Annotated in this window: 16 protein-coding genes; 11 read left to right on the plus strand and 5 right to left on the minus strand. The window is 74.7% G+C overall.

The window, feature by feature from the left end; all coding sequences use genetic code 11:
- Window positions 1–328 precede the first annotated feature (328 nt).
- The gene (locus tag HT134_RS28510; protein ID WP_312888505.1) at window positions 329–3,628 is read left to right on the plus strand and encodes a chromosome partitioning protein ParA; all 3,300 of its coding nucleotides are present in this window, start codon (window positions 329–331) and stop codon (window positions 3,626–3,628) included.
- Between the two features lie 112 nt (window positions 3,629–3,740).
- Here HT134_RS28510 and HT134_RS28515 read toward each other — a convergent pair whose 3' ends face one another.
- The 3 genes from HT134_RS28515 to HT134_RS28525 are packed head-to-tail and all read right to left on the minus strand — an operon-like array spanning window position 3,741 to window position 6,591.
- Window positions 3,741–4,355, minus strand: a complete 615-nt coding sequence (locus HT134_RS28515; protein WP_175603556.1) for a class I SAM-dependent methyltransferase — start codon at window positions 4,353–4,355, stop codon at window positions 3,741–3,743.
- Window positions 4,352–4,993: a TIGR04282 family arsenosugar biosynthesis glycosyltransferase gene (locus tag HT134_RS28520; protein ID WP_175603557.1), complete on the minus strand. Its 642-nt coding sequence runs from the start codon at window positions 4,991–4,993 to the stop codon at window positions 4,352–4,354. The genes HT134_RS28515 and HT134_RS28520 overlap by 4 nt, the downstream gene beginning before the upstream one ends.
- Before the next feature lie 59 nt (window positions 4,994–5,052).
- Complete coding sequence (locus HT134_RS28525; RefSeq protein WP_175603801.1) at window positions 5,053–6,591, minus strand: glycosyltransferase 87 family protein; 1,539 nt, start codon at window positions 6,589–6,591, stop codon at window positions 5,053–5,055.
- Window positions 6,592–6,731: 140 nt separating this feature from the next.
- On the opposite strand from HT134_RS28525, the gene HT134_RS28530 reads away from it, so the two are divergent.
- Both HT134_RS28530 and HT134_RS28535 read left to right on the plus strand, forming a co-directional pair.
- Window positions 6,732–7,703, plus strand: coding sequence for an NAD-dependent epimerase/dehydratase family protein (locus HT134_RS28530; protein ID WP_217708531.1), 972 nt, complete (start codon window positions 6,732–6,734; stop codon window positions 7,701–7,703).
- Complete coding sequence (locus HT134_RS28535; RefSeq protein ID WP_175603559.1) at window positions 7,700–8,359, plus strand: glycosyltransferase family 2 protein; 660 nt, start codon at window positions 7,700–7,702, stop codon at window positions 8,357–8,359. The genes HT134_RS28530 and HT134_RS28535 overlap by 4 nt, the downstream gene beginning before the upstream one ends.
- 53 nt (window positions 8,360–8,412) lie before the next feature.
- On the opposite strand, the gene HT134_RS28540 is transcribed toward HT134_RS28535, so the two are convergent.
- On the minus strand, window positions 8,413–9,831 hold the full coding sequence (locus HT134_RS28540; RefSeq protein WP_312888507.1) for a citrate/2-methylcitrate synthase: 1,419 nt from the start codon (window positions 9,829–9,831) through the stop codon (window positions 8,413–8,415).
- A gap of 90 nt (window positions 9,832–9,921) precedes the next feature.
- Here HT134_RS28540 and HT134_RS28545 point away from each other — a divergent pair, with 90 nt between their 5' ends.
- The 8 genes from HT134_RS28545 to HT134_RS28580 all read left to right on the plus strand — a co-directional run bounded on the left by HT134_RS28545 (window position 9,922) and on the right by HT134_RS28580 (window position 18,271).
- Complete coding sequence (locus HT134_RS28545) at window positions 9,922–11,151, plus strand: LeuA family protein (protein WP_175603560.1); 1,230 nt, start codon at window positions 9,922–9,924, stop codon at window positions 11,149–11,151.
- A 423-nt stretch (window positions 11,152–11,574) separates the two neighbouring features.
- On the plus strand, window positions 11,575–12,576 hold the full coding sequence (locus HT134_RS28550) for an SIS domain-containing protein (protein WP_175603561.1): 1,002 nt from the start codon (window positions 11,575–11,577) through the stop codon (window positions 12,574–12,576).
- Window positions 12,577–12,701: 125 nt separating this feature from the next.
- Complete coding sequence (locus tag HT134_RS28555; protein ID WP_175603562.1) at window positions 12,702–13,340, plus strand: HAD family hydrolase; 639 nt, start codon at window positions 12,702–12,704, stop codon at window positions 13,338–13,340.
- Between the two features lie 261 nt (window positions 13,341–13,601).
- Entirely contained in the window at window positions 13,602–14,480 is an 879-nt protein-coding gene (locus tag HT134_RS28560) for an ABC transporter ATP-binding protein (RefSeq protein ID WP_175603563.1), read from the plus strand.
- Window positions 14,481–14,539: 59 nt separating this feature from the next.
- Window positions 14,540–15,241: an ABC transporter permease gene (locus tag HT134_RS28565; RefSeq protein ID WP_175603564.1), complete on the plus strand. Its 702-nt coding sequence runs from the start codon at window positions 14,540–14,542 to the stop codon at window positions 15,239–15,241.
- Window positions 15,238–16,377 carry a sensor histidine kinase gene (locus HT134_RS28570; protein WP_175603565.1) on the plus strand — a complete coding sequence of 380 codons (1,140 nt, stop codon included), beginning with the start codon at window positions 15,238–15,240 and terminating at the stop codon, window positions 16,375–16,377. Before HT134_RS28565 ends, HT134_RS28570 begins: the two co-directional genes overlap by 4 nt.
- 84 nt (window positions 16,378–16,461) lie before the next feature.
- Window positions 16,462–17,076, plus strand: a complete 615-nt coding sequence (locus tag HT134_RS28575) for a response regulator transcription factor (RefSeq protein ID WP_175603566.1) — start codon at window positions 16,462–16,464, stop codon at window positions 17,074–17,076.
- 301 nt (window positions 17,077–17,377) lie between these two features.
- Window positions 17,378–18,271 carry an SMP-30/gluconolactonase/LRE family protein gene (locus HT134_RS28580; RefSeq protein WP_175603567.1) on the plus strand — a complete coding sequence of 298 codons (894 nt, stop codon included), beginning with the start codon at window positions 17,378–17,380 and terminating at the stop codon, window positions 18,269–18,271.
- Between the two features lie 67 nt (window positions 18,272–18,338).
- Here the strand turns inward: HT134_RS28580 and HT134_RS28585 are convergent, their stop codons facing one another.
- Window positions 18,339–19,655: an aminotransferase-like domain-containing protein gene (locus HT134_RS28585; RefSeq protein ID WP_246365694.1), complete on the minus strand. Its 1,317-nt coding sequence runs from the start codon at window positions 19,653–19,655 to the stop codon at window positions 18,339–18,341.

Consider the following 19,655-nt stretch of genomic DNA (forward strand, 5'->3'; position numbering starts at 1 on the left):
TTCGGATCGCGTGGGTGAGGCGGGACCGCGTGGCCTCAGGGCCGTGCGGATGAAGCGGAACCGCGCGGCCTCAGGGCCGTGCGGATGAAGCGGGACCGCGCGGCCTCGGGGTCGCGTGGGCGAGGCGGGCTTGCGCGGGCTTCCGGGCTCCGCGGATGAGGCAGGAACGCGCGGCTCTCGGGCCGCGTGGATTGGGCACGACCGCGCGGCTTTCGGATCGCGTGGGTGAGGCGGGACCGCGCGGCCTCAGGGCCGTGCGGGTGGTGGACAGGTACGAGGCTGTCCGGCGGCGAGCCGGGTCAGTGGATGGCGTGAGCGCGCAGGAAGGGTGGCGGGAGTTCGAGTGTCGCAGGTGGAGAACGTGGTCGGGGACCGGGTGCTGATCGCCGTGCAGGCGGTCAACATCTCGCGGCTCTCGACCCATCCGGTGCCGACCGTCCCGGGCACGCTCATCGTCGTCGCCGGCGCGGGTCCCAAGGACTCCAACGGAGCCGGCAAGTCGTCGTTCATCGCGTCGATCACGGCGCTGCTGGGCGACGAGCAGTGGAGGTTCGCCTCGGGCGCCAAGGCCGTGTCGGAGCTGCTGTTCAACGCGGAGCTGGCCAGCGGGGCGGGCGGGCGGCAGTGGGCGAGCGCCGACCACGGCTACATCGTGGGGGTCTTCGGCCCGCCCGAGGTGCGTACGGGTGATCTGGCGCGCGTCCTGCAGTCCAGGGCGACGGCGGTCACCGGCGCAGGTGAGCCCCGCCCCGGCGCGGAAGCTCTCGACGCGGCGGCCCCGAACGAGGAAGCCCACAGCGCGGGAGCTCCAGGCGCGGAAAGCCGGGGTGCAGCAAGCGCGGGCACGGAAAACCGGGGTGCAGCGAGCGCGGGCGCGGAAGGGTTCGAGGTCGGTCGAGGCGCCCGCGGCGCCGGGGCCGCGGGAGACGGCGGGGGTGCCGCGGGAGACGGCGGTGAACCGCTGGAGAGCGGGGAGCTCTTCGCCGTCCCCGACACCTCCGGCGGCGCCATGACCGTGTGGCTGCGCGTCAACCAGGAGGCGCCGCACCTGGAGATCCGCTGGCGTGACGGCGTCCACCTGGCGTCCGCCGCGTCCGAGGCGGAGCGGGTCGCGCGGGCCGACGAGATCTGGGCGTCGCTCCCCCGCTCCGCCGGGCGGCGCGACGTGGTGGCGCGCGACCTCACCAAGGTCCTTTACGGCGACCGTGTCCGCTGCGTGTCGTTCCTGTCCACCTCCGTCCGCAGCAAGGTGGCCACGAACCTGCTGTCCCAGCCGCTCAACGAGATCTCCCCGGAGCGGGTGTTCGAGGCGATCGCGGCGCTGACCGGGCTCGACGCCGAGCTGGAGCAGGAGCGCGAGGCACGCCGCGACGAGCACGCCAAGCGGGTGCGCGCGGCGCAGGCCGGCGAGCGGCTGGCCGAGTTCGAGGCGGAGTCGAAGGCGCTGCTGACCACGTTCGACCGTCGCGACCAGGCGCGGGTGCGGCTGGCCGAGGCGCTGCGGTGCTGGCGCGGCAGGCAGGCGCGCAAGCTGGCCGACGCGGCGGCCAAGGACGAGGCGCTGGCCGAGGAGCTCGCCGCGCACCGGGCGGCGAACGAGGCGGCGGCCGAGGCGATCGCCATGGTCAAGGCCGAGATCGCCACGTTGAAGGACGACACGCTGGACCGGCGCGTCACCGAGGCGCGGCGGGAGCTGGCGGCGCTCCAGGCGCGGGCCGCCAAGCTGGAGGCCGACCGGGCCGTGGCCGAGAACTCCGCCGACGAGCTGCGCGGCCGGATCCCGGAGCTGGAGGAGGCTCGCCGGTTCGCCGACGGCCGGGACGTCCCGGCGGCCGAGGGGGAGCTGCGCGAGGCCCGGCTGCGGCTGAACGAGGCGTTGAAGGCGCTCGGCGTCGCCGACCGGGAGGTGGCCTCCGCCCAGGCGGCCCTGGACGACGCCGAGGGCGGCCCGGCCGCGGCGCAGCTCAACGCCCTGGCCGCGAACGGTCTTCCCGCCACCGGCCTGCTGGACGCGCTGGACGTGGCCGAGCAGGCGCGCGACCAGTCCCGCGCCCCGGGGCTGAGCCTGGGCGGGCTGCGCGGCTGGCCGCACGAGCACGCGGTGATCGTCGACGCCGGACGGCTGGACGAGGCGGCCCGGGCGCTGCGCGACCTGCCCGGGTCGGTGCTGGTCAGCGCGGCCGGGGTGAGCGTCGTGGGGGCGTTCGACGGGGTGGCGACCGGGCGCGAGGCGCGCATCAAGGCCGCCGAGCAGCGCCTGAACCGGGCCCGCGACGCGCAGGAGACCGCGGCGCAGGCCGTACACGACGAGGAGGAGGCCGTCGCCGAGGCGCAGCGCCGGCTCGACGGCGCGCGGGCGGGGGTGCGGCTCGCCGAGGTGGAGGAACGGCTGGCCGAGCGGCGGGCGCGGCTGGAGGAGCTGGCCGGTGCGCTGGAGGAGGTGGTCCCGGCCGTGGCCGAGGCCGAGCGTCAGGCCGCCGGGCTCGACTTCCGGGCCCGTACCCGGGACATGGAGATCGAACGGCTGGAGGGCCGGCGGCAGCGGCACGAGGCCGAGCGCGTCCAGGCGCGCGAGCAGGAGACCCGCGTCGGCGCCGACCGGGAGGCGTTGAAGCTGGCCGTGCTGGCGGCCGACTGGGGCGGCCCCGCCGAGACGGCCCGCGAGTGGCTGCGGGCGCTGCCCGAGGAGGAACGGCCGCGCACCGCCGAGGAGTGGTGGCGGATCGCCGAGCGCCACTTCGACCAGGCGTTGCGCGACACGTTCCCGGAGGAGGACGCCGAGATCCCCGAGGAGCTGGCGTTCCTGCTGTCGGAGCGCGGCGGGAGCACGGCGCGCGAGCAGGCGACGTTCGCGGCGGTGTGCGGGGCGCTCGCGTCCTACCTGCGCGGGCAGGAGGAGTACGAGAAGCACCAGCGGCGGCAGATCGAGGCGCAGCTCGTGTCGCGGCAGCGCGACCTGGCGGCGGCCGACAAGGGCGCGGAGGAGGCGGCGCAGTCGACGGCCGTCCACCGGGCGGCGCTCAGCGCGGCGATCAAGGCGCGGCTCACCCGCGTGGCGGAGGAGTTCGAGAAGCTCGACACCTCGTACGGCGGCTACGGCGCGACGCTGGAGTTCCCGGTGCCGCCCGCGCCGGCCGACCCGGAGCAGCGCTGGCAGTGGCGGGTGACGCCGAAGTGGCGGCGCGGCGAGGGGCAGGGGTTCGTGCCCTACAACCGGCGGGCCAACACCGCGCTGATGGACGAGAAGGCGGTCAAGCTGGTGTGCGCGGCGGCGATCGCCTCGTCCGGCGGCGGCCACCTGTGCCTGGTGCTGGACGAGCTGGGCCGCAACCTGGGCAAGGAGCACCGGCGGGAGGCGGTGGCGCTGTTCCGGCGCATCGGCGAGACGTACGGGATCACGGTGATCGGGGCGCTGCAGGACGACATGGAGCCGTACGCGATCGACGCGTGCGGGCAGTACATCAAGCTGCGCCGGTCGTCGGATGCGATGCCGTACAACGAGCCGCCGGTGATCGTGGGGCACGACCAGCACGCCGAGCGGGTACGGGCGCTGGCCGCGTACGTGGACAGGACCCCGGCCGCGGCGGCGCCCGACGACTCAGGCGCACCGGCCGGCGCCGGCGGCTGAGGCATGTCGACCGGCGCCGGCGGCAGAGGCGCGTCGGCCGGCGCCGGCGGCTGAGGCGCGTCGGCCGGCGGCTCAGGTGCGTGGGCCTGCGGCTCAGGAGCGTCGGCCGGGGCTAGCGGCTGAGGCGTGCCAGCCACCGGCCGTGTGCCGTCCAGTGCTCCACCTGCCGGAAACCGGCGGCGTGGGCGAGCCGCCGGATGTCGCTCGTGGACACGGTCGCCCAGCCGAACCAGTCGCCGGCGAGCGGGCCGCGGCGCAGCCGTACCCGGTCCACGCGGCTGGTCGCGTCGGGCGGCGCGAGCTCGGCCAGGACGGCGCCGCCCGGGCGGATCAGCTGCCCGACCCGGCGCAGGAGCGCCTCCGGGTGGCCGCCGATGCCGATGTTGCCATCGGCCAGCAGCGCCGTCGTCCACCGGCCGCTGCCCGGAACCTCGTCGAAGACGTCGCGGAGCAGGGCGAAGCCGCCCGCCCGGCGGGTCAGCGCGACGGCACGGGGCGTGATGTCGATGCCGAGCGCCCGCACGCCGCGGCGGGCCAGCTCGACGGTGAGCCGGCCGGGGCCGGAGCCGATGTCGAGCGTCGGGCTGGCGCACCGCTCCAGCAGCGTCTCGTCGCCGTCGATCAGGTCGAACCAGCGCGCGGTGTCCAGCGCGACGCGCGTGCCGTCCACGTACTCCAGCTCGGCCCGCACCCCGCCGAGCGCGTCGGCGTACAGCTCCCCCATCATCGGTCGAGCTCCCGGAGCGTGGCGGCGAAGTGGGTGTGCGGCGCGTGGGCGGCCACGGTGGCGGCGTCGGCCGCGGTGTCGACGTCGGTCAGTTCGGGCAGCAGGTGAACGGCCAGCCCGGCGCGGTCCAGCCGGTCGAGCTGGAGCTTGCCGGTCTCCGGGTGCGACATCGGTACGCCCAGCACCAGAGCGGGATCCGGCCTGCGCAGGCCGAGCAGCCAGAAGCCGCCGTCGGCCGCCGGCCCGTAGACCGCGTCGTGGCCCTCAAGCGCGGCGACGGCCTCGCCGAGCAGGGCCGGGGTCACCTGCGGGGTGTCCATGCCGATCAGTACGACGGGGTCCGGCCGGAGCCGGTGGGCGTCCGAGAACGCCGCCGCAAGACGCTCGTCCAGGCTCGCGCCACGCTGGGGGATGACCGCGAAGCCGGCGGGCAGCCAGCCGCCCGGCAGCCCGTCCAGGGCGAGCAGCCGCTGGGTGGCGGGCGTGGCGGACACCGCGCGCAGGCTGTCGCGGAGGGCGGCCTCGGCGAGCGCGGCGGCCTCGGCCGGGGTGAACGGCGGCGTCAGCCGGGTCTTGACCCGCCCCGCCACCGGCTCCTTGGCGATGATCAGGATTTGCGCCGAACCGCTGGGCGGCATGCGTGGTCCTTCCGTGACGGAGGCCGACAAGGGGGACGTACGTGATCGCTTACCGGAGGTCATCGGCGCGCTCCCGCATCGTGCGCGCCCGGCCCTCGATCTCCTGGGCGTGGGAGGGCGGCGCCGGTCTCATGGGATGGCAGTCTGGTCTCGTGGGTGGGCGGCCCGGTCTCGTGGGTGGGCGGCCCGGTCTCGTGGGAAGGCGGCCCGGTCGCGTGGGCCTGCGGCTGCGTCGCCTGGGTCTGCGGGTGTGTCCGGTGGGTCTGCGGGTGCGTCGCCTGGGTCTGCGGGTGCGTCCCGTGGGTCTGCGGGTGTGTCGCGTGGGACGCCCGTGCCCGCCGGCGTACGGCCCAGCCGGCCGGCACGGCCAGTGCCGCCGCCAGGTAGAAGGCGGTCGCCGGGCTGGTGGACGCCATCGGTCCCGCGACGTAGGCGACCCCGCCCGCCAGCGCCACCCCCAGCCACTCCCACCGGCCGTCCATCGCGGCCAGCGCGACGACCGGCAGCGCGTACCAGGAGTAACCCGGCGTGAGGAGGAGCAGCAGCGACCCGGTGACGATCAGCGCGCCGCGCCACGGCCGGTCGGGATCGCCGTGGCGCAGGACGAACAGAGCGACCAGCGCGAGCAGCGCGATCGCGGCGTAGGGCGCCCAGGAGTCCGGCAGCACCAACCGCACCAGGGCGTAGCGGTGGCCGTCGGCGGGGCTCCCGTAACGCTCCTCCTGGAGGTAGCCCGGCAGGTAGCCGACGACGGGCGCCCGCGAGAGCAGCACGTAGGGCAGGTAGGCGAGCACCACGACCAGGGCGGCCGGCACCAGTGTCCTGACGATGCGTCGCCGGTCCGCTCCGTTCGCCAGGACTCCCGACAGCGCGCCGGGCAGCGTCACGACGGGCAGCAGCTTGGCCGCCACGGCGGCGCCCAGCAGCGCCCCCCGCCCGCGCCCCGCGCGCATGGCGAGCACGACCAGCAGCACGGCGAGCATGTCCACGTGCGCGTTGTTCACGGCCTCGACGGGTACGGCGGGGCACCACGCCCAGTACGCGGCCGTCCGGACGTTCCACCCGCACAGTGCGAGCAGCACGGCGACGGCCATCACCCAGCCGCCGAGCTGCAGGACCTTGTGCCGGGCGCCGTCCGGCGACAGCCAGTGGACCAGGAGGAAGTAGCCCTGGGCGACCGGCGGGTAGATGGTGGGCACGGTGGGACGGTTGATCCTGGTGCATCCCCCGTCGGGCAGCGGCCACCGGTCGCGGGCCGCGCACTCGGACGGGAAGAGCCAGCCGTCGCGTAGCCCGGCGAGCGCCGGGTCGGCCGGTGGGTGGTCGTACGGGGAGACGCCCGCCGCCTGCACCCGCCCGTCCCAGGCGTACCGGAAGGAGTCGGTGCTGCTGCTCGGCTGCGCCGACAGCCCCGCCGTGGCCATCACGACGCCGCCGGCGACGACCAGGACGGCCAGCCGCCTGTCCGGCTCCCGGCGTGCCAGCCACACCGCCACGGCGAACAGCGCCCAGGTGAGCAGGTACCACCCCAGACCGGGCGCCCCGGCCACCGTCCGCACCACGGCGAGGGCCAGGCCCACGAGCACGACGATGAGCATCACGCAGGCAGCCTCACATCTCGGAGGCGGTTCCTGGCCGCCGGAGCGCGAGACGTTCGCACTTCACAAGAACTCTTACGAAGTGCGAACGTCGCCCCGGTCGGGCCGCGCGCGGGGCTAGCGTCGGCGGGGTGAGAGTGATGGTCACCGGCTCGGCCGGATTCGTCGGCGGTCACGTGGCCGAGGCGTTCGCGGCCGACGGGCACGAGGTCACCGGCCTCGATCTGCGCACCGGCGCCGACGTGCGCGACGGCGCGACGCTGGACCGGCTGCTGCCGGGGGTGGACCTCGTGGTGCACCAGGCCGCCAAGGTGGGTCTCGGCGTGGACGTCTCCGACCTGCCGGACTACGCCTCGGCCAACGTGTACGGCACGGCCGTGCTGCTGGCGGCCATGGCCCGCCATCGGGTCGAGCGGCTGGTGCTGGCCTCCTCGATGGTGGTCTACGGCGAAGGCTCCTACGAGTGTCCCGGGCACGGCCCGGTGCGACCGGGCCCGCGTACGAGACGGGACCTGGAGGAGGGCCGGTTCGACCCCGTCTGTCCCGGCTGCGGCAGGCCGGTCCGCCGCGCCACCATCGCCGAGGACGCGCCGCTCGACCCGCGCAACGCCTACGCCACCAGCAAGCTCGCCCAGGAGCACCTGGCCGCCAACTGGGCGCGGGAGACCTCCGGAAGCGTCGTCGCGCTGCGGTACCACAACGTCTACGGCCCCCGGATGCCCCGCGACACCCCCTACGCCGGCGTCGCCGCGATCTTCCGCTCCGAGCTGGAGGCGGGACGCCCGCCGAAGGTCTTCGAGGACGGCGCTCAGACGCGCGACTTCGTCCACGTGCGCGACGTCGCCCGGGCGAACCTGGCGGCCGCCCTGGCGCCCCCGCGCCCCGGCGAGGCGCGCGCCTACAACATCGCCAGCGGCACCCCGCACACCGTCGGCGAGATGGCCGCCGCGCTGGCCGCCGAGCGTGGCGGGCCGGCTCCGCGGATCACCGGCGGCTACCGGCTCGGGGACGTCCGCCACATCGTCGCCTCACCCGAGCGGGCGGGCCGCGAGCTCGGCTTCCACGCCGAGATCGGGTTCGAGGCGGGCATGAAGGAGTTCGCGTGGTCATGACCGTCGAGGTGATCCTGCCCTGCCTGAACGAGGAGGCCGCGCTCGGCTGGGTGCTCGGGCGCATGCCCGACGGCTACCGCGCCGTGGTGGTGGACAACGGCTCCACCGACCGCTCGGCCGAGATCGCCCGCGACCTCGGCGCCCGGGTGGTCGACGAGCCACGCCGTGGCTTCGGCGCCGCCTGCCACGCGGGGCTGCTGGCCGCGGGCGCGGAGGTGGTCTGCTTCATGGACGCCGACGCCTCCCTCGACCCCCGCCAGCTCCCGGCAGTCGCCGAACCCGTCCTGGGAGGCCGCGCCGACCTGGTGCTCGGCGCCCGCCGGCCGCGCGCCGCGGGCGCCTGGCCGTGGCATGCCCGGCTCGGCAACGCCGTCCTCGCCCGCGGCCTGCGCCGCCGCACCGGGGCGCCGCTGCACGACCTCGGCCCCATGCGGGCCGCCCGGCGGTCCGAGCTGCTGGCGCTCGGGCTGACCGACCGCAGGTTCGGCTACCCGCTGGAGATGGTGCTGCGCGCGGCGGCCTCCGGCTGGCGGATCGCGGAGGTGGAGGTGGACTACCTGCGCAGAGCGGGCCGTTCCAAGGTCACCGGCACCGTCCGGGGCACGATGCGGGCCGCCTCGGACATGCGGCGGGTCATGGCCGACCACATGAGGTGACGCGCCGCCCTCCCGTCGTGACGCGTGCCCGGGGGCTGGGTGGGGTGACGGGTTCAGGGGGCCGCCGGGTCGTCGGTGGCGCGCTCGGGGGGCGGGCCCGTGTACGAGGCGCGCAGCCGTAGGAGGGAGCCGCGTTCGTACTCCTCCATGGCGTGCGCCAGCCAGCCGGCGGTCCTGGCCACCGCGAAGATCGCCTCTCCGGCGCCCGGCACCATCCCGGCGACGGTGGTGAGGGCGGCCAGGGCGAAGTCGAGGTTCCGCTCGGGGAGCCGGCGCCTGCGAGCCTCCTCCAGGACGGCCTGCGTGGCGGCGAGCCGCTCATGGCCGGGCGCCGCCTCCCGTACGAGTGCGAGGAGCAGCTCGCCGCGGGCGTCGCCGTTCTTGTAGACGCTGTGCCCGAATCCGGGGATGCGCTCGCCGCGCCGCACCCGGTCGGCGATCACGCGCGCCGCGCGCCCGGGCTCGGTCACCTCGGCGAGCAGGCGTTCCGCGCCGTACGAGGCTCCGCCGTGCAGCGGGCCGCCGAGGACGCCGAGGCCGGTGAGCACGACCGCGTACGGGTCGGCGCGGGCGGAGGCGGCCACCCGCGCGGCCAGGGTGGAGGCGGCCAGCTCGTGGTCGGCGAGCAGGACGAGGGCGGCCTCCAGGGCGGCGAGCAGGCCGGGCGTGGCGGGACGCGGACACAGCCGCGCCCAAAGCCGCTCAGCCACCGCCCCGCCGTCCTCCGCGACCCGGTCTCCCGGGGTACCGCCCCCTGAGGGCCCGTCGCCCGCCGTCACCCCACCCGACGCGGAGCCGCCCGACGTCACGCCACCCGAGAGGGAGTCGCCCGCCCGGAGCGGGGCGCTCGCAGGGGGCGGGGCCTCCCCACGGGGCAGCGCGCCCGCACCGGGCAGCGTCTCCCCGGCGGGCAGGGCGTCCGCGCGGGGCAGGGCGTCCACGAGGCCCGCGATGAGGCGGCGGCCGGTGGCGGCCACCGAGGCGGGGTCGAGCTGGTGGCGCAGCGAGTCGGACGCCCCCAGCACAGTGGTGATGACCTGGAGCCGGTCCAGAGGCAGCAGGTCGGCGGGGAGCCCCTGCTGCGCCTTCACCGCGGCCCGCAGCGCCTCCTCCTCGCACGCCCACCCCGCGGCGCCCTCCGGCGGCCCCGCCAGGGCGGCGGGGTCCCCGGTCCAGAGCCACTCCGCGACCGCCTCGAACCCGTACGTCGTGGCCAGGGTGAACGCGTCGCGCCCACGGTAGTACGGCCGGTCGAGCCCCAGCGCCGTGACCGCCGACTCCACCACGAGCTCCGGCGGCTGCCCCCGGGGCCGGCCGCGGCGCGCCAGCCGCTCGATCTCGGCGGCGTCGAACAGGCTCCTGCGGTCGTCGCCGTGCCGCCGCGTGAGCAGCCCGCGGCTCACGTACGCGTAGAGCGTCGCGGGCTTGACCCCGAGCCGCTCGGCCGCCGTGGCGGCGTCGATCCACTCCACGTCCCCGCGCCCTCCGGAACCCGTCCACCTGATCCATGTTGACGAAAATCAATATTGATACACATTGAACAGCCATGTCAACGTGAGGGCATGCCCCAGATTCACTTCCTCGACGTGACCAACCGGGACGGCGTGCAGACCGCGCGCACCGGCCTGTCCAAGTTCGGCAAGACCATGGTCAACTTCTATCTGGCCAAGCTCGGCGTGGCGCAGTCCGAGATCGGCTTCCCCTTCCTGTTCCACGAGGTCCCGTACGTCCGGGCGCAGGTGGCGCTGGCCGAGGCCGGAGCGTTCGGCGGGCTGCGGCTGTCCGGCTGGTGCCGGGGCGTGGCGGCGGACGTGGAGCGCACGGCGCCCCTGGGCCTGCGGCACTACAACCTGTCCATCTCGACGTCCGACTACATGATCCAGAACAAGTTCCGCGGCCGGCTCGACCGCGACGCGATCGTGCGCGAGATGACGGCCGCCGTCCGCGCCGCCAAGGACGCGGGCGCCGAGACGGTCGGCGTCAACGCCGAGGACGGGTCGCGTACGGACATCGGGTTCCTGGTGGAGTTCGCGCTGGCCGCCAAGGAGGCGGGCGCCGACCGGGTACGGTACTGCGACACGATCGGCGGCGACACGCCCGGCCGCGTCCGCGAGCGGTTCGCGGCGCTGGCCTCGGCCACCGGCATGCCGGTCGAGACGCACTGCCACAACGACCTCGGGATGGCCGTGGCCAACTCCGTCTCCGGCGCCCTCGGCGACCTGGAGGCCGGCCAGGACGCGTGGGTCAACACCTGCGTGAACGGCATCGGCGAGCGCTCCGGCAACGCCGACCTGCTGTCCACGATCCTCGCCTTCCGGCACGGGTTCGGCCTCGAGGCCGAGGAGGCCGGGATCGGCGATCCGCTCGACCTGTCGTGGGCGCGCCGGTTCGGGCTGTGGGCGTCGTACGCGTTCGGGCAGCCGTTGCCGTACAACCAGGTGGGTGTGGGACGCAACGCATTCGCCCACGAGAGCGGCATCCACGCGGACGGCGCGCTGAAGGACCACGGCAACTACGAGCTGTACGACGAGGCGACGCTCGGCCCGTTCCCGGCCGACTGGCACGAGCGCGCCGGCCGGGTCGTGCTGACCGGCGAGTACGGCGGCAAGGCGGGGTTCCGCCACGTCATGGAGGGCCTGGGCGCCGAGGTGGGCGACGAGGACCTGACGTTCCGCGTGGTGCAGCTCTGCAACGCGATGACCGGCCGCCCGCTGACCGACGACGAGCTGCGGCTGATCGCGGCGCATCCGCGCGAGCTGTCGCTGCTGTTCCCGGGCTACGAGGCCGGCTGACCTCTCCCCACCCTGGCCTCTCACCGCCCTGACCCCTCACCGCACTGACCGCTCCCCGCCGGATCACCCCCCGGCCGACCCCCTGTTCATGACGCTCCGTCGACGTCCGGCGCTCGGCCGCGAGTCTCGGGCAGCGCGAGCGGGCACACCACGCTCAGCACGGCCGTCGCGCCCACGTACCCCCCGACGGCCGCTCCCCCACCCCCGGGCGCTGGGCCAACCAGGGCGGCCCAGCGTTCCGGCTCCGGGCGTGAGGGCATTTCGTCTCATCATCTGAATGGTCGTCTCAACATCTGACATGTTGACGCTACCAGCACGCCTTCTTCCCGATCCGGCTCTTGACGGGCTCTCACTTCGAGTGAGAACGTTACCAACGCATCGTTGAGAACGTTCTCAATTTCTTGAGAAGCGAACGGAGAGATCGTGACCGACCAGCTGCCGCTCAAGCCCATCGAGTCCGACCTGACGGAGAAGGCGCGCAACACCATCGCCCAGCGCCCCCAGCTGGAGGAGCTCGTCGCGGAGGCCGTCTCGAAGGGCCTGCGCAACGTGTTCTTCGTGGGCGCGGGCGGCTCGCTCATCGCCGCCTACCCCGGCCACTACCTGCTGGAGCGCGAGGACACCGTCCCCGTCTACAAGCTGCAGAGCGACGAGCTGAACACCGGCCGCACCAAGCGGCTCGGCGAGGGTTCGCTGGTCTTCCTGGCCTCCTACACGGGCAAGACCAAGGAGACCGTGGCCGCCGCCCAGTACGCCCGCAGCGCCGGGGCGACCGTCGCCATCGTGAGCAAGGACGGCGGCCCGCTGGCCGAGGCGGCCAACGTCGCCTTCACCGGCCAGAGCGACCTGTTCCTGCAGCTCGCCGCGTACGCCGTCATGCGGCAGAGCGGCGTCGAGCGTGACTGGGCGCTGCTCGACCAGGCCCTGGAGGCGCTGCCCGAGGCGCTGCTGTCGGCCGCCCAGGAGCACGAGGAGCGGGCCCGGATCATCGCCGAGACGCTCAAGGACGAGCCCATCACCTACGTCCTCGGCTCCGGCCCCAGCTACAACTGGGCGTACGGGCTGGCCATGTGCTTCCTGCAGGAGATGCAGTGGAAGCACGCGGCGGGCTTCAACTCGGGCGAGTTCTTCCAGGGCGCGTTCGAGGTCGTCAACGACGACGTGGCCGTCATCAACCTGCTCGGCGAGGACCCGTCGCGGCCCATGGCCGAGCGGGCCAAGCGCTTCCTCGACACGTACGCCAGCAAGAAGACCTTCCACATCGACACGAAGAACCTGACCCTGCCGGGCATCCCGGCGGAGCTGCGCGGCGAGTTCTCGCCGCTGGCGATCGCCGTGCTGATGGACCGGGTCGCCCGTCACTACGAGGCCGTGCGCGGCCACGACCTGGACAAGCGCAACTACATGTTCAAGGTCGACTACTGATCCCGCACGCGGACCGGAACGGTCCCCCCGCCGGAGCTCCGGCGGGGGGACCGCCATGACGGGGGCCGGTGAAAGGCCCCGGGGAAGGGGCCCGTGAACGGGCCCCTGTCGGGAGAGGAGGAGGGGTGCCCGTCGAGCTGGTGATCCTGGACTGCGACGGCGTGCTGGTGGACAGCGAGCGCATCTCGGTCCGCGTCGGCACGGCGGCGCTGCGCCGGCTGGGGTGGGAGATCGACGAGCGCGAGTACGCCGCCAGGTTCGTCGGGTGCAGCGACGAGCACTGGTGGCGCGAGGTGGGCGCGGACGTCCCGCCGGGGTGGCGGGAACGGCTGGCGGAGGAGCACGACGCGGCCATGGAGGCCGAGCTGACCCCGGTGCCGGGCATGCCCGAGGCGCTGGAGGGCCTGACCGTGCCCGCGTGCGTCGCCTCCAACGGCGGCCACGCCAAGATCGCGCGCAGCCTGCGGCTGACCGGGCTGGCCGCGCGCTTCGCCGGCCGCGTCTTCAGCGCCGAGGACGTCGCCCGGGGCAAGCCGGCCCCGGACCTGTTCCTGCACGCCGCCGCCACCATGGGGACGCCGCCGGAGCGGTGCGTGGTGGTGGAGGACAGCCCCTTCGGGGTGCGGGCCGCGCGGGCGGCGGGCATGCGCTGCCTGGGGTTCACGGGTGGGCTCACGCCGCCGGAGCGCCTGTCCGGGCTGGGCGCCACGGGCCTGTTCGACGACCCCGCCGTCCTGCCGGGCCTCGTCGCCGCGCTCGGCTGACCACAGGGGCCGCGCTCAGCTGACCGCAGGGGCCGCGCTCAGCTGACCCCAGGGGCCGCGCTCGGCTGACCCCAGGGGCCGCGCTCGGCTGACCCCAGGGGCCGCCCGCCCCGTCCGGGGACCTCACCCGGGGCGGCCCCTTCACCGCTTCTGACCTGCGCCGATCCCCGACGTCAGGGGTACGCCTGTGACGGTCGTCAGGGGTCAGGTCACGACCGGGGACACTTATCCCGGGAAGATCGCGGACCTACCGTCGAAGACATGACGAACACCGTGACCTTCACCGGAGTCAGCAAGAGCTACGGACGGGTGCGCGCCCTCGACGACGTCACCTTCCACGTGGCACAGGGCGAGACCGTGGCGCTGCTGGGCCCCAACGGCGCGGGCAAGTCCACCTCCGTGGACCTCATGCTGGGGCTCGCCAAGCCCGACCGCGGCACGATCGCCATCCTCGGCACCGAGCCGGGCCGCGCGGTGGCCCAGGGCCGGGTCGGCGCGATGCTCCAGTCGGGCGGGCTGCCCGCCGACACCTCCGTCGCCGACGTCGTCACGCTGGCCGTCCGGCTCTACGGCGGCAGGCGCACGGTCGCCGAGGTGCTGGAGCTGGCCGGCCTCACCCCCCTCGCCCGGCGCGGATGCGACGAGCTGTCCGGCGGCCAGGCCCAGCGGGTGCGCTTCGCGGTCGCCATGGCCGGCCGGCCGGAGCTGCTCTTCCTCGACGAGCCGACGGTCGCCATGGACGTGGAGTCCAGGCGGGCGTTCTGGACCGCGGTCCGCGCGAGCGGGACGACCACGGTGTTCGCCACCCACTACCTGGAGGAGGCCGACGCCCACGCCGACCGGGTCATCGTGATGGCCGGCGGCAAGGTCGTCGCCAGCGGCACGCCCTCCACCATCAAGGCCATGGCGGGCGCCAGGACCATCCGGTGCGTGCTCGACTCCCCCGACCCGGCGCGGCTGCTCGCTTTGCCCGGCGTGCTGGAGGTCGAGGTCCACGGCGACGACGTCACCCTCCGGGCCGGCGACGCCGACCGCGCCGTCGCGGCGCTGTACTCCTCGATCGGCGGCGTACGCGACCTGCACGTCTCCGGCGCCGACCTGGAGGACGCCCTCATCAAGCTCACCTCGGCGCGGAACTGACGCCGCCGTCCCGCCCCTCTCCCCCAAGATCCCCTTACGTCCGGAAGGCAGAGTGCGTAATGTTCAGCTTCGTGCGGTTCGAGGTCTTCAGAGCTCTTCGCAATGTCAAGTACCTCCTCTTCCTCGTCGTCACGCCCGTCGGCCTGTACCTGATCTACGGCCGGACGTCCGACTCGGCGCTCGCCATGGTCGCCATGACCGTGTACGCCGCCACGGCCGGCGGCCTGATCGGCTCCGGCGGCGGCGTCGCCGAGGACCGGATGCGCGGCTGGCTGCGCCAGCTCAAGGTCACCCCGCTGGCCGACCGGCACTGGCTGGCCGGCAAGATCGTCCAGGGGGTGCTGATGATCGTGCCCGGCGTCGCCGGCGTGACGATCGCCGCGGTGACCACGGGACACGTCCACCTGTCCGCCGGCCGGTGGGCCGCGCTGCTCGCCCTGCTGCTGCTCGGCTCGCTGCCGTTCGCGCTGCTCGGGCTGTCCCTGGGCCTGACGCTCAAGGGCAAGAGCGCCCAGATCGGTATCGTGGTGGTGTTCTTCGCGCTGGCCGCGCTGGGCGGCCTCATCGGGTCCGGCACCATGCCGTACGCGCTGGAGCAGGTCCGGCACTACCTGCCCACCTACAACCTCGCCCAGGCCGGCTTCGCGATCGTCGGCGGGCACGGGCCGGCGGCGACGGGCCTGGCGGTGCTCGGCGCCTGGGCGCTCGTCGCCGGGGCCGCGGCCCTGGCCCTGTGGCGACGCGAGTCCCACGCCCGATGAGCCGGTGGAGCCGATGGAGGGCCCGGCGAGCCTCGCTCGCCGGGCTCTACGACGTCCGGTCGCTGCTCATGCTGCTGGCCACCGGGTGGGCGGTGCTCTTCCACATCGCCCAGCGGCCCCCGCTGTGGAGCCAGGTCGTCGTCGTGCCGTGGGCGCTCGGCGTCGTCGCGCTCGGCGGCCTGGCCAAGGCCCGCCCCGAACGGCACTGGTACGTGGCGCTCGTCGCGGCCGTGCTGACGCTGGAGGCGTGGGCGGGCTGGCCCTGGGCGGTCCTGGCCACGTGGGCGACCCGGGTCGCCGGCTGGAGGTTGCGCGGCAAGGAGGTGGCGGGCATCACCGCGGCGGCGTGCCTGCTGGCCCTGGCGCATCGCGCCGATCCGAGCGTGGTGGTCGTCATGGGGGCGTTCGTGCTGCTGCCTGGCCTGTTCGCCGCCCAGAGCCGGCGGACCGCCGACCTGATCGAGGAGCTGCGCGAGACGCGCCGCGAGCTGGCCCGGCTCGCCGTGGTCGAGGAGCGCAACCGCATCGCCCGTGACCTGCACGACCTCGTCGGCCACAGCCTCTCGGTGGTGGCCGTGAAGACCGAGCTGACCAGGAGGCTCGTGGCCGTCGACCCCGGACGGGCGGAGACTGAGCTGGCCGACATCGACGCGGTGGTCCGCCGGGCCCTCGCGGAGGTGCGGCAGGCGGTCACCAACTACAAGCAGCCGACCCTGGCCGCGGAGATCTCCGGGGCGGTCTCGGCGACCCGTTCGGTGGACATCCCGTGCGCGGTGACCATGCCGGACACCTGGGACCTGCCGGTGCCGGTGGAGGGACTGCTGGCCTGGACCGTACGGGAGGGCATCACGAACGTCCTGCGCCACAGCAGGGCCCGGACCTGCTCCATCACGCTGACCCTGGACGAGCGTTCGGCCGGGGTGGAGATCCGCGACGACGGCGCGGCCCCCGCAGACCCGGGCGAACCGAACGGATCGGAGGGACCGGGCGGATCGGACGGACCGGGCCGATCGGGCGGGGGCAACGGGCTCGTGGGGCTGTCGGAGCGCGCCGCCGCCCTGGGCGGCACGATCACCGCCGGCGAACGCCCGGAGGGCGGCGGCTTCCGTCTCCACGTCCGCGTCCCCCTCACCTGACCCGCCACCGCCTCCTCCAGCCCCGCCCCGCCCCCTGCGTCCCGCCGATCCGACCGCGTCCCCGCCGATCCGAGGGAGACCCGCATGACCACCATCCGCGTGCTGCTCGCGGAGGACCAGACCATGTTCCGCGGCGCCATGGCGACCCTGCTGGGGATGGAGCCCGACATCGAGGTGGTCGGCGACGTCGGACGCGGTGACGAGGTCGTGGGCGCCTGCGAGGCGTTCCGCCCGGACCTCGCCCTGCTCGACATCGAGATGCCGGGCATCGACGGGCTGGAGGCGGCGCGCAGGCTGTCCAAGGCGGTGCCCGGGACCAAGGTGATCATCGTCACCACGTTCGGCCGCACCGGCTACCTGCACGCGGCCCTGGCCGCCGGGGCCTCGGGCTTCCTGCTCAAGGACGCGCCGGTCACCGAGCTGGCGGACGCCATCCGCCGGGTCGCGGCCGGGCAGCGGGTGATCGACCCGGCGCTCGCGGTGCAGGCGCTCAGCGAGGGCTCCTCCCCGCTCACGCCGCGCGAGACCGAGATCCTCGCCGCCTCGCGCGGGCACGGCACCATCGCCGAGCTGGCCCGCGAGCTCTACCTGTCGCCGGGCACCGTACGCAACCACCTGTCGGCCGCGATCCAGAAGCTCGGCGCCCGCACCCGGGCCGAGGCCGTCGAGATCGCCGAGGAGAAGGGCTGGCTGGTCTGACCCGTCAGGCTCGGCCGGGCCTCCGAAATCCGCTATTCCGGCGGCCCTTTTCGAGGCAGTGTGGCGACGGCAGGGAATGGCCGATTCGCCCCTCGGCCCGCGGGCCGGAAATCTCGGCCCGCCATTCTGCGCCACAATGTCGGCCATGGCTTTGACCTGGGAAGTAGCCGTAATAAGGCAGTTCTTGCGCGAGGTCGCGCCGATGCTGATGCGGCGTTCAGGATGCCGGGAGATTCCCACGTGACGATTCGCGGAAGTTCCGGTGACACAATGGCGAGCCGGCGACGACATGATCACACCCATGAAGCGCATCCCCCTCCTCCTCGCCGCGATCGCGCTGTTGACGCTGATCGCCACGCCCGCTCAGGCCGCCGGGCTCCACCCGGTCGTCGTGCGGCCCTACGCCGATCTCACCGAGGGCGTCACCGTCGCGCCGGACGGCACGGTCTACGTCGGGCTGCTGTCCAAGGGCGAGATCAGGAAGGTCGACGCCACGGGCGCCGACAGCCTGCTGGCCGCCCTGCCCATCGGCGAAGGGCGGCTGAACGGCCTCGCCACCGACCGGCGCGGCACCGTCTACGCCCTGCTCAACTCCGGTCAGGCCGCCACCAACGGCGTCTGGCGGATCACCCCGGACGGCGACGCGCAGCTGCACGCCGCGCTGCCGGTCGGCTTCGCCAACGCGCTGGCCTTCGGGCCCGACGGCGCTCTCTACGTCACCGACTCCACGCACGGCGTGATCTACCGGGTGGCCGACGGCAAGGCCGCGGTCTGGGTGAAGTCGCCGCTGCTGGCCCCCGGCGCGGACGGTGTGGGAGCGAACGGCGTCGCCTGGCGCTCGGGCGCGTTCTACGTCGCCGTCTCCGATCAGGCGCAGATCGTCCGCATCCCCTACGGCAGGGGCGGTCAGGCCGGCGTGCCGGCCGTCCACGTCAAGGACGCCGAGCTGGCCGGCGCCGACGGCGTGGCCTTCGACGTACGGGGGCAGCTCTACGTCTCCAGCTTCACCGGCAACACGCTCGCCGTCATCCGCACCGGCGGCGGCGTGGAGCTCCTCGCCGACGAACTGGACAGCCCGGCCAGCATGGCCTTCGACGGCAGGACGCTCTACTTCGTCAACATCGGCGGCAACGGCGCGCCCAGCCTGATGAAGGCCAAGGTCAAGCTCCCCGGCCGGCCACTGCTGCGCGGCTGATCCCGGTCCCGGGTCCCGCAGCGGACGGGGAGGGAGGCCGACGCCTGGCCCCGCCGTCGCGTCGAGGTCAGCTCACTCGGGCCCAGGCGCGCGCGAGCGCCGCCACGGCCTGGTCGGCCACCGGCGCCGGCAGGGCGAAGCTGAGGCGCAGGTGGTCGCGATGGCGGCCGTCCGCCGAGAACAGCGAGCCGGGCGCGACCGCCACCCCCTCCTCGCGGGCCAGCGCCGCGAACCTGTCGCCGTCGGCGCCCGGCAGGCGTACCCACACCGACAGGCCCCCGGCGGGCCGGGTCCAGGTCCAGTCGGGCAGCCGGTCGGCCAGGACGGCGGTGAAGCGGTCGCGGCGGCGGGTCAGCTCGTCCACCCACGGGCCGACGGGGTTGTGTTCCAGCAGTTCGGCGGCCAGCCGCTGCGCCACGGCGCTGGTGGCCAGGTCGGAGTCCAGCTTGACCTCGGTGATCCGGGACAGCAGCGCCTCGGGAGCCGTCAGCCAGCCGATCCGCAGGCCGCCCCACAGCACCTTGGACAGGGAGCCCACCGTCACGGTGCCGTGCGGGTGCAGCCGCGACAGCGGCTCGGGCGGCGCGGCGCCGTCGTGGACGAGGCCGGCCAGGGCTCGATCCTCGACCAGGGGCACTCCGGCGGCCCTCGCCAGCTCGGCGACGTGCCGCAGGTCGGGCACGGCTCCCGTCGGGTTGCCGACGCCCGCCACGTAGACGGCGGCCGGGCCATGGCGGGCGAAGGCGGCCTCGGCGGCGCCGGGGTCGGTGAGGTCCACGGGGACGGCGTGCGCCCCGGCTCGGCGGAACGCCGCCAACGCCCCGACGTACGTGGGGTCGCCGACGAGCACGCGCTCCCCCGGCCGCAGCAGCGTGCGCGCGGTCAGGTCGATGCCCTGCTGCGCCCCTCCGGTGATCAGCACGGACCCGTCCGCCGCCGCGGCGTCACCGGAGCCGAGCAGGGCGCGCAGGCGCGGGTCGCCCATGGCGTCGTAGCCGTGGCCGCTCGGGCTGCGCAGCAGCGTGGCCGGATCGAGCGGCGGCATCGCCAGGTGGGAGGGGTCGGGCACGACGGAGGTCGACAGGTGGGCGGGCAGGACGGCGTCGGTGAGCAGCCCGGCCATGGATCCCGTCCGGGTGACGTAGGTGCCGCTGCCGTGGCGGCGCTCGCACAGCCCCTCCTCGCACAGGGCGTTGAACGCGGCCGCCACCGTGCCCCGGCTCATGCCGACGGCCTGGGCCAGCTCCCGCTCCGACGGCAGCCGCTCGCCGGGCGCGAGGGCGCCGGTCTGGGCGAGGTCGGCCAGCGCACCCGCCAGGCGACGGCTCGGCGGCCCCTGGTGCAGCCGGATCCGGTCGATGACCAGCGTGACGAGCGGTTCCAT

The sequence above is a fragment of the Nonomuraea rhodomycinica genome, assembly GCF_013363995.1.
Classification (GTDB): domain Bacteria; phylum Actinomycetota; class Actinomycetes; order Streptosporangiales; family Streptosporangiaceae; genus Nonomuraea; species Nonomuraea rhodomycinica.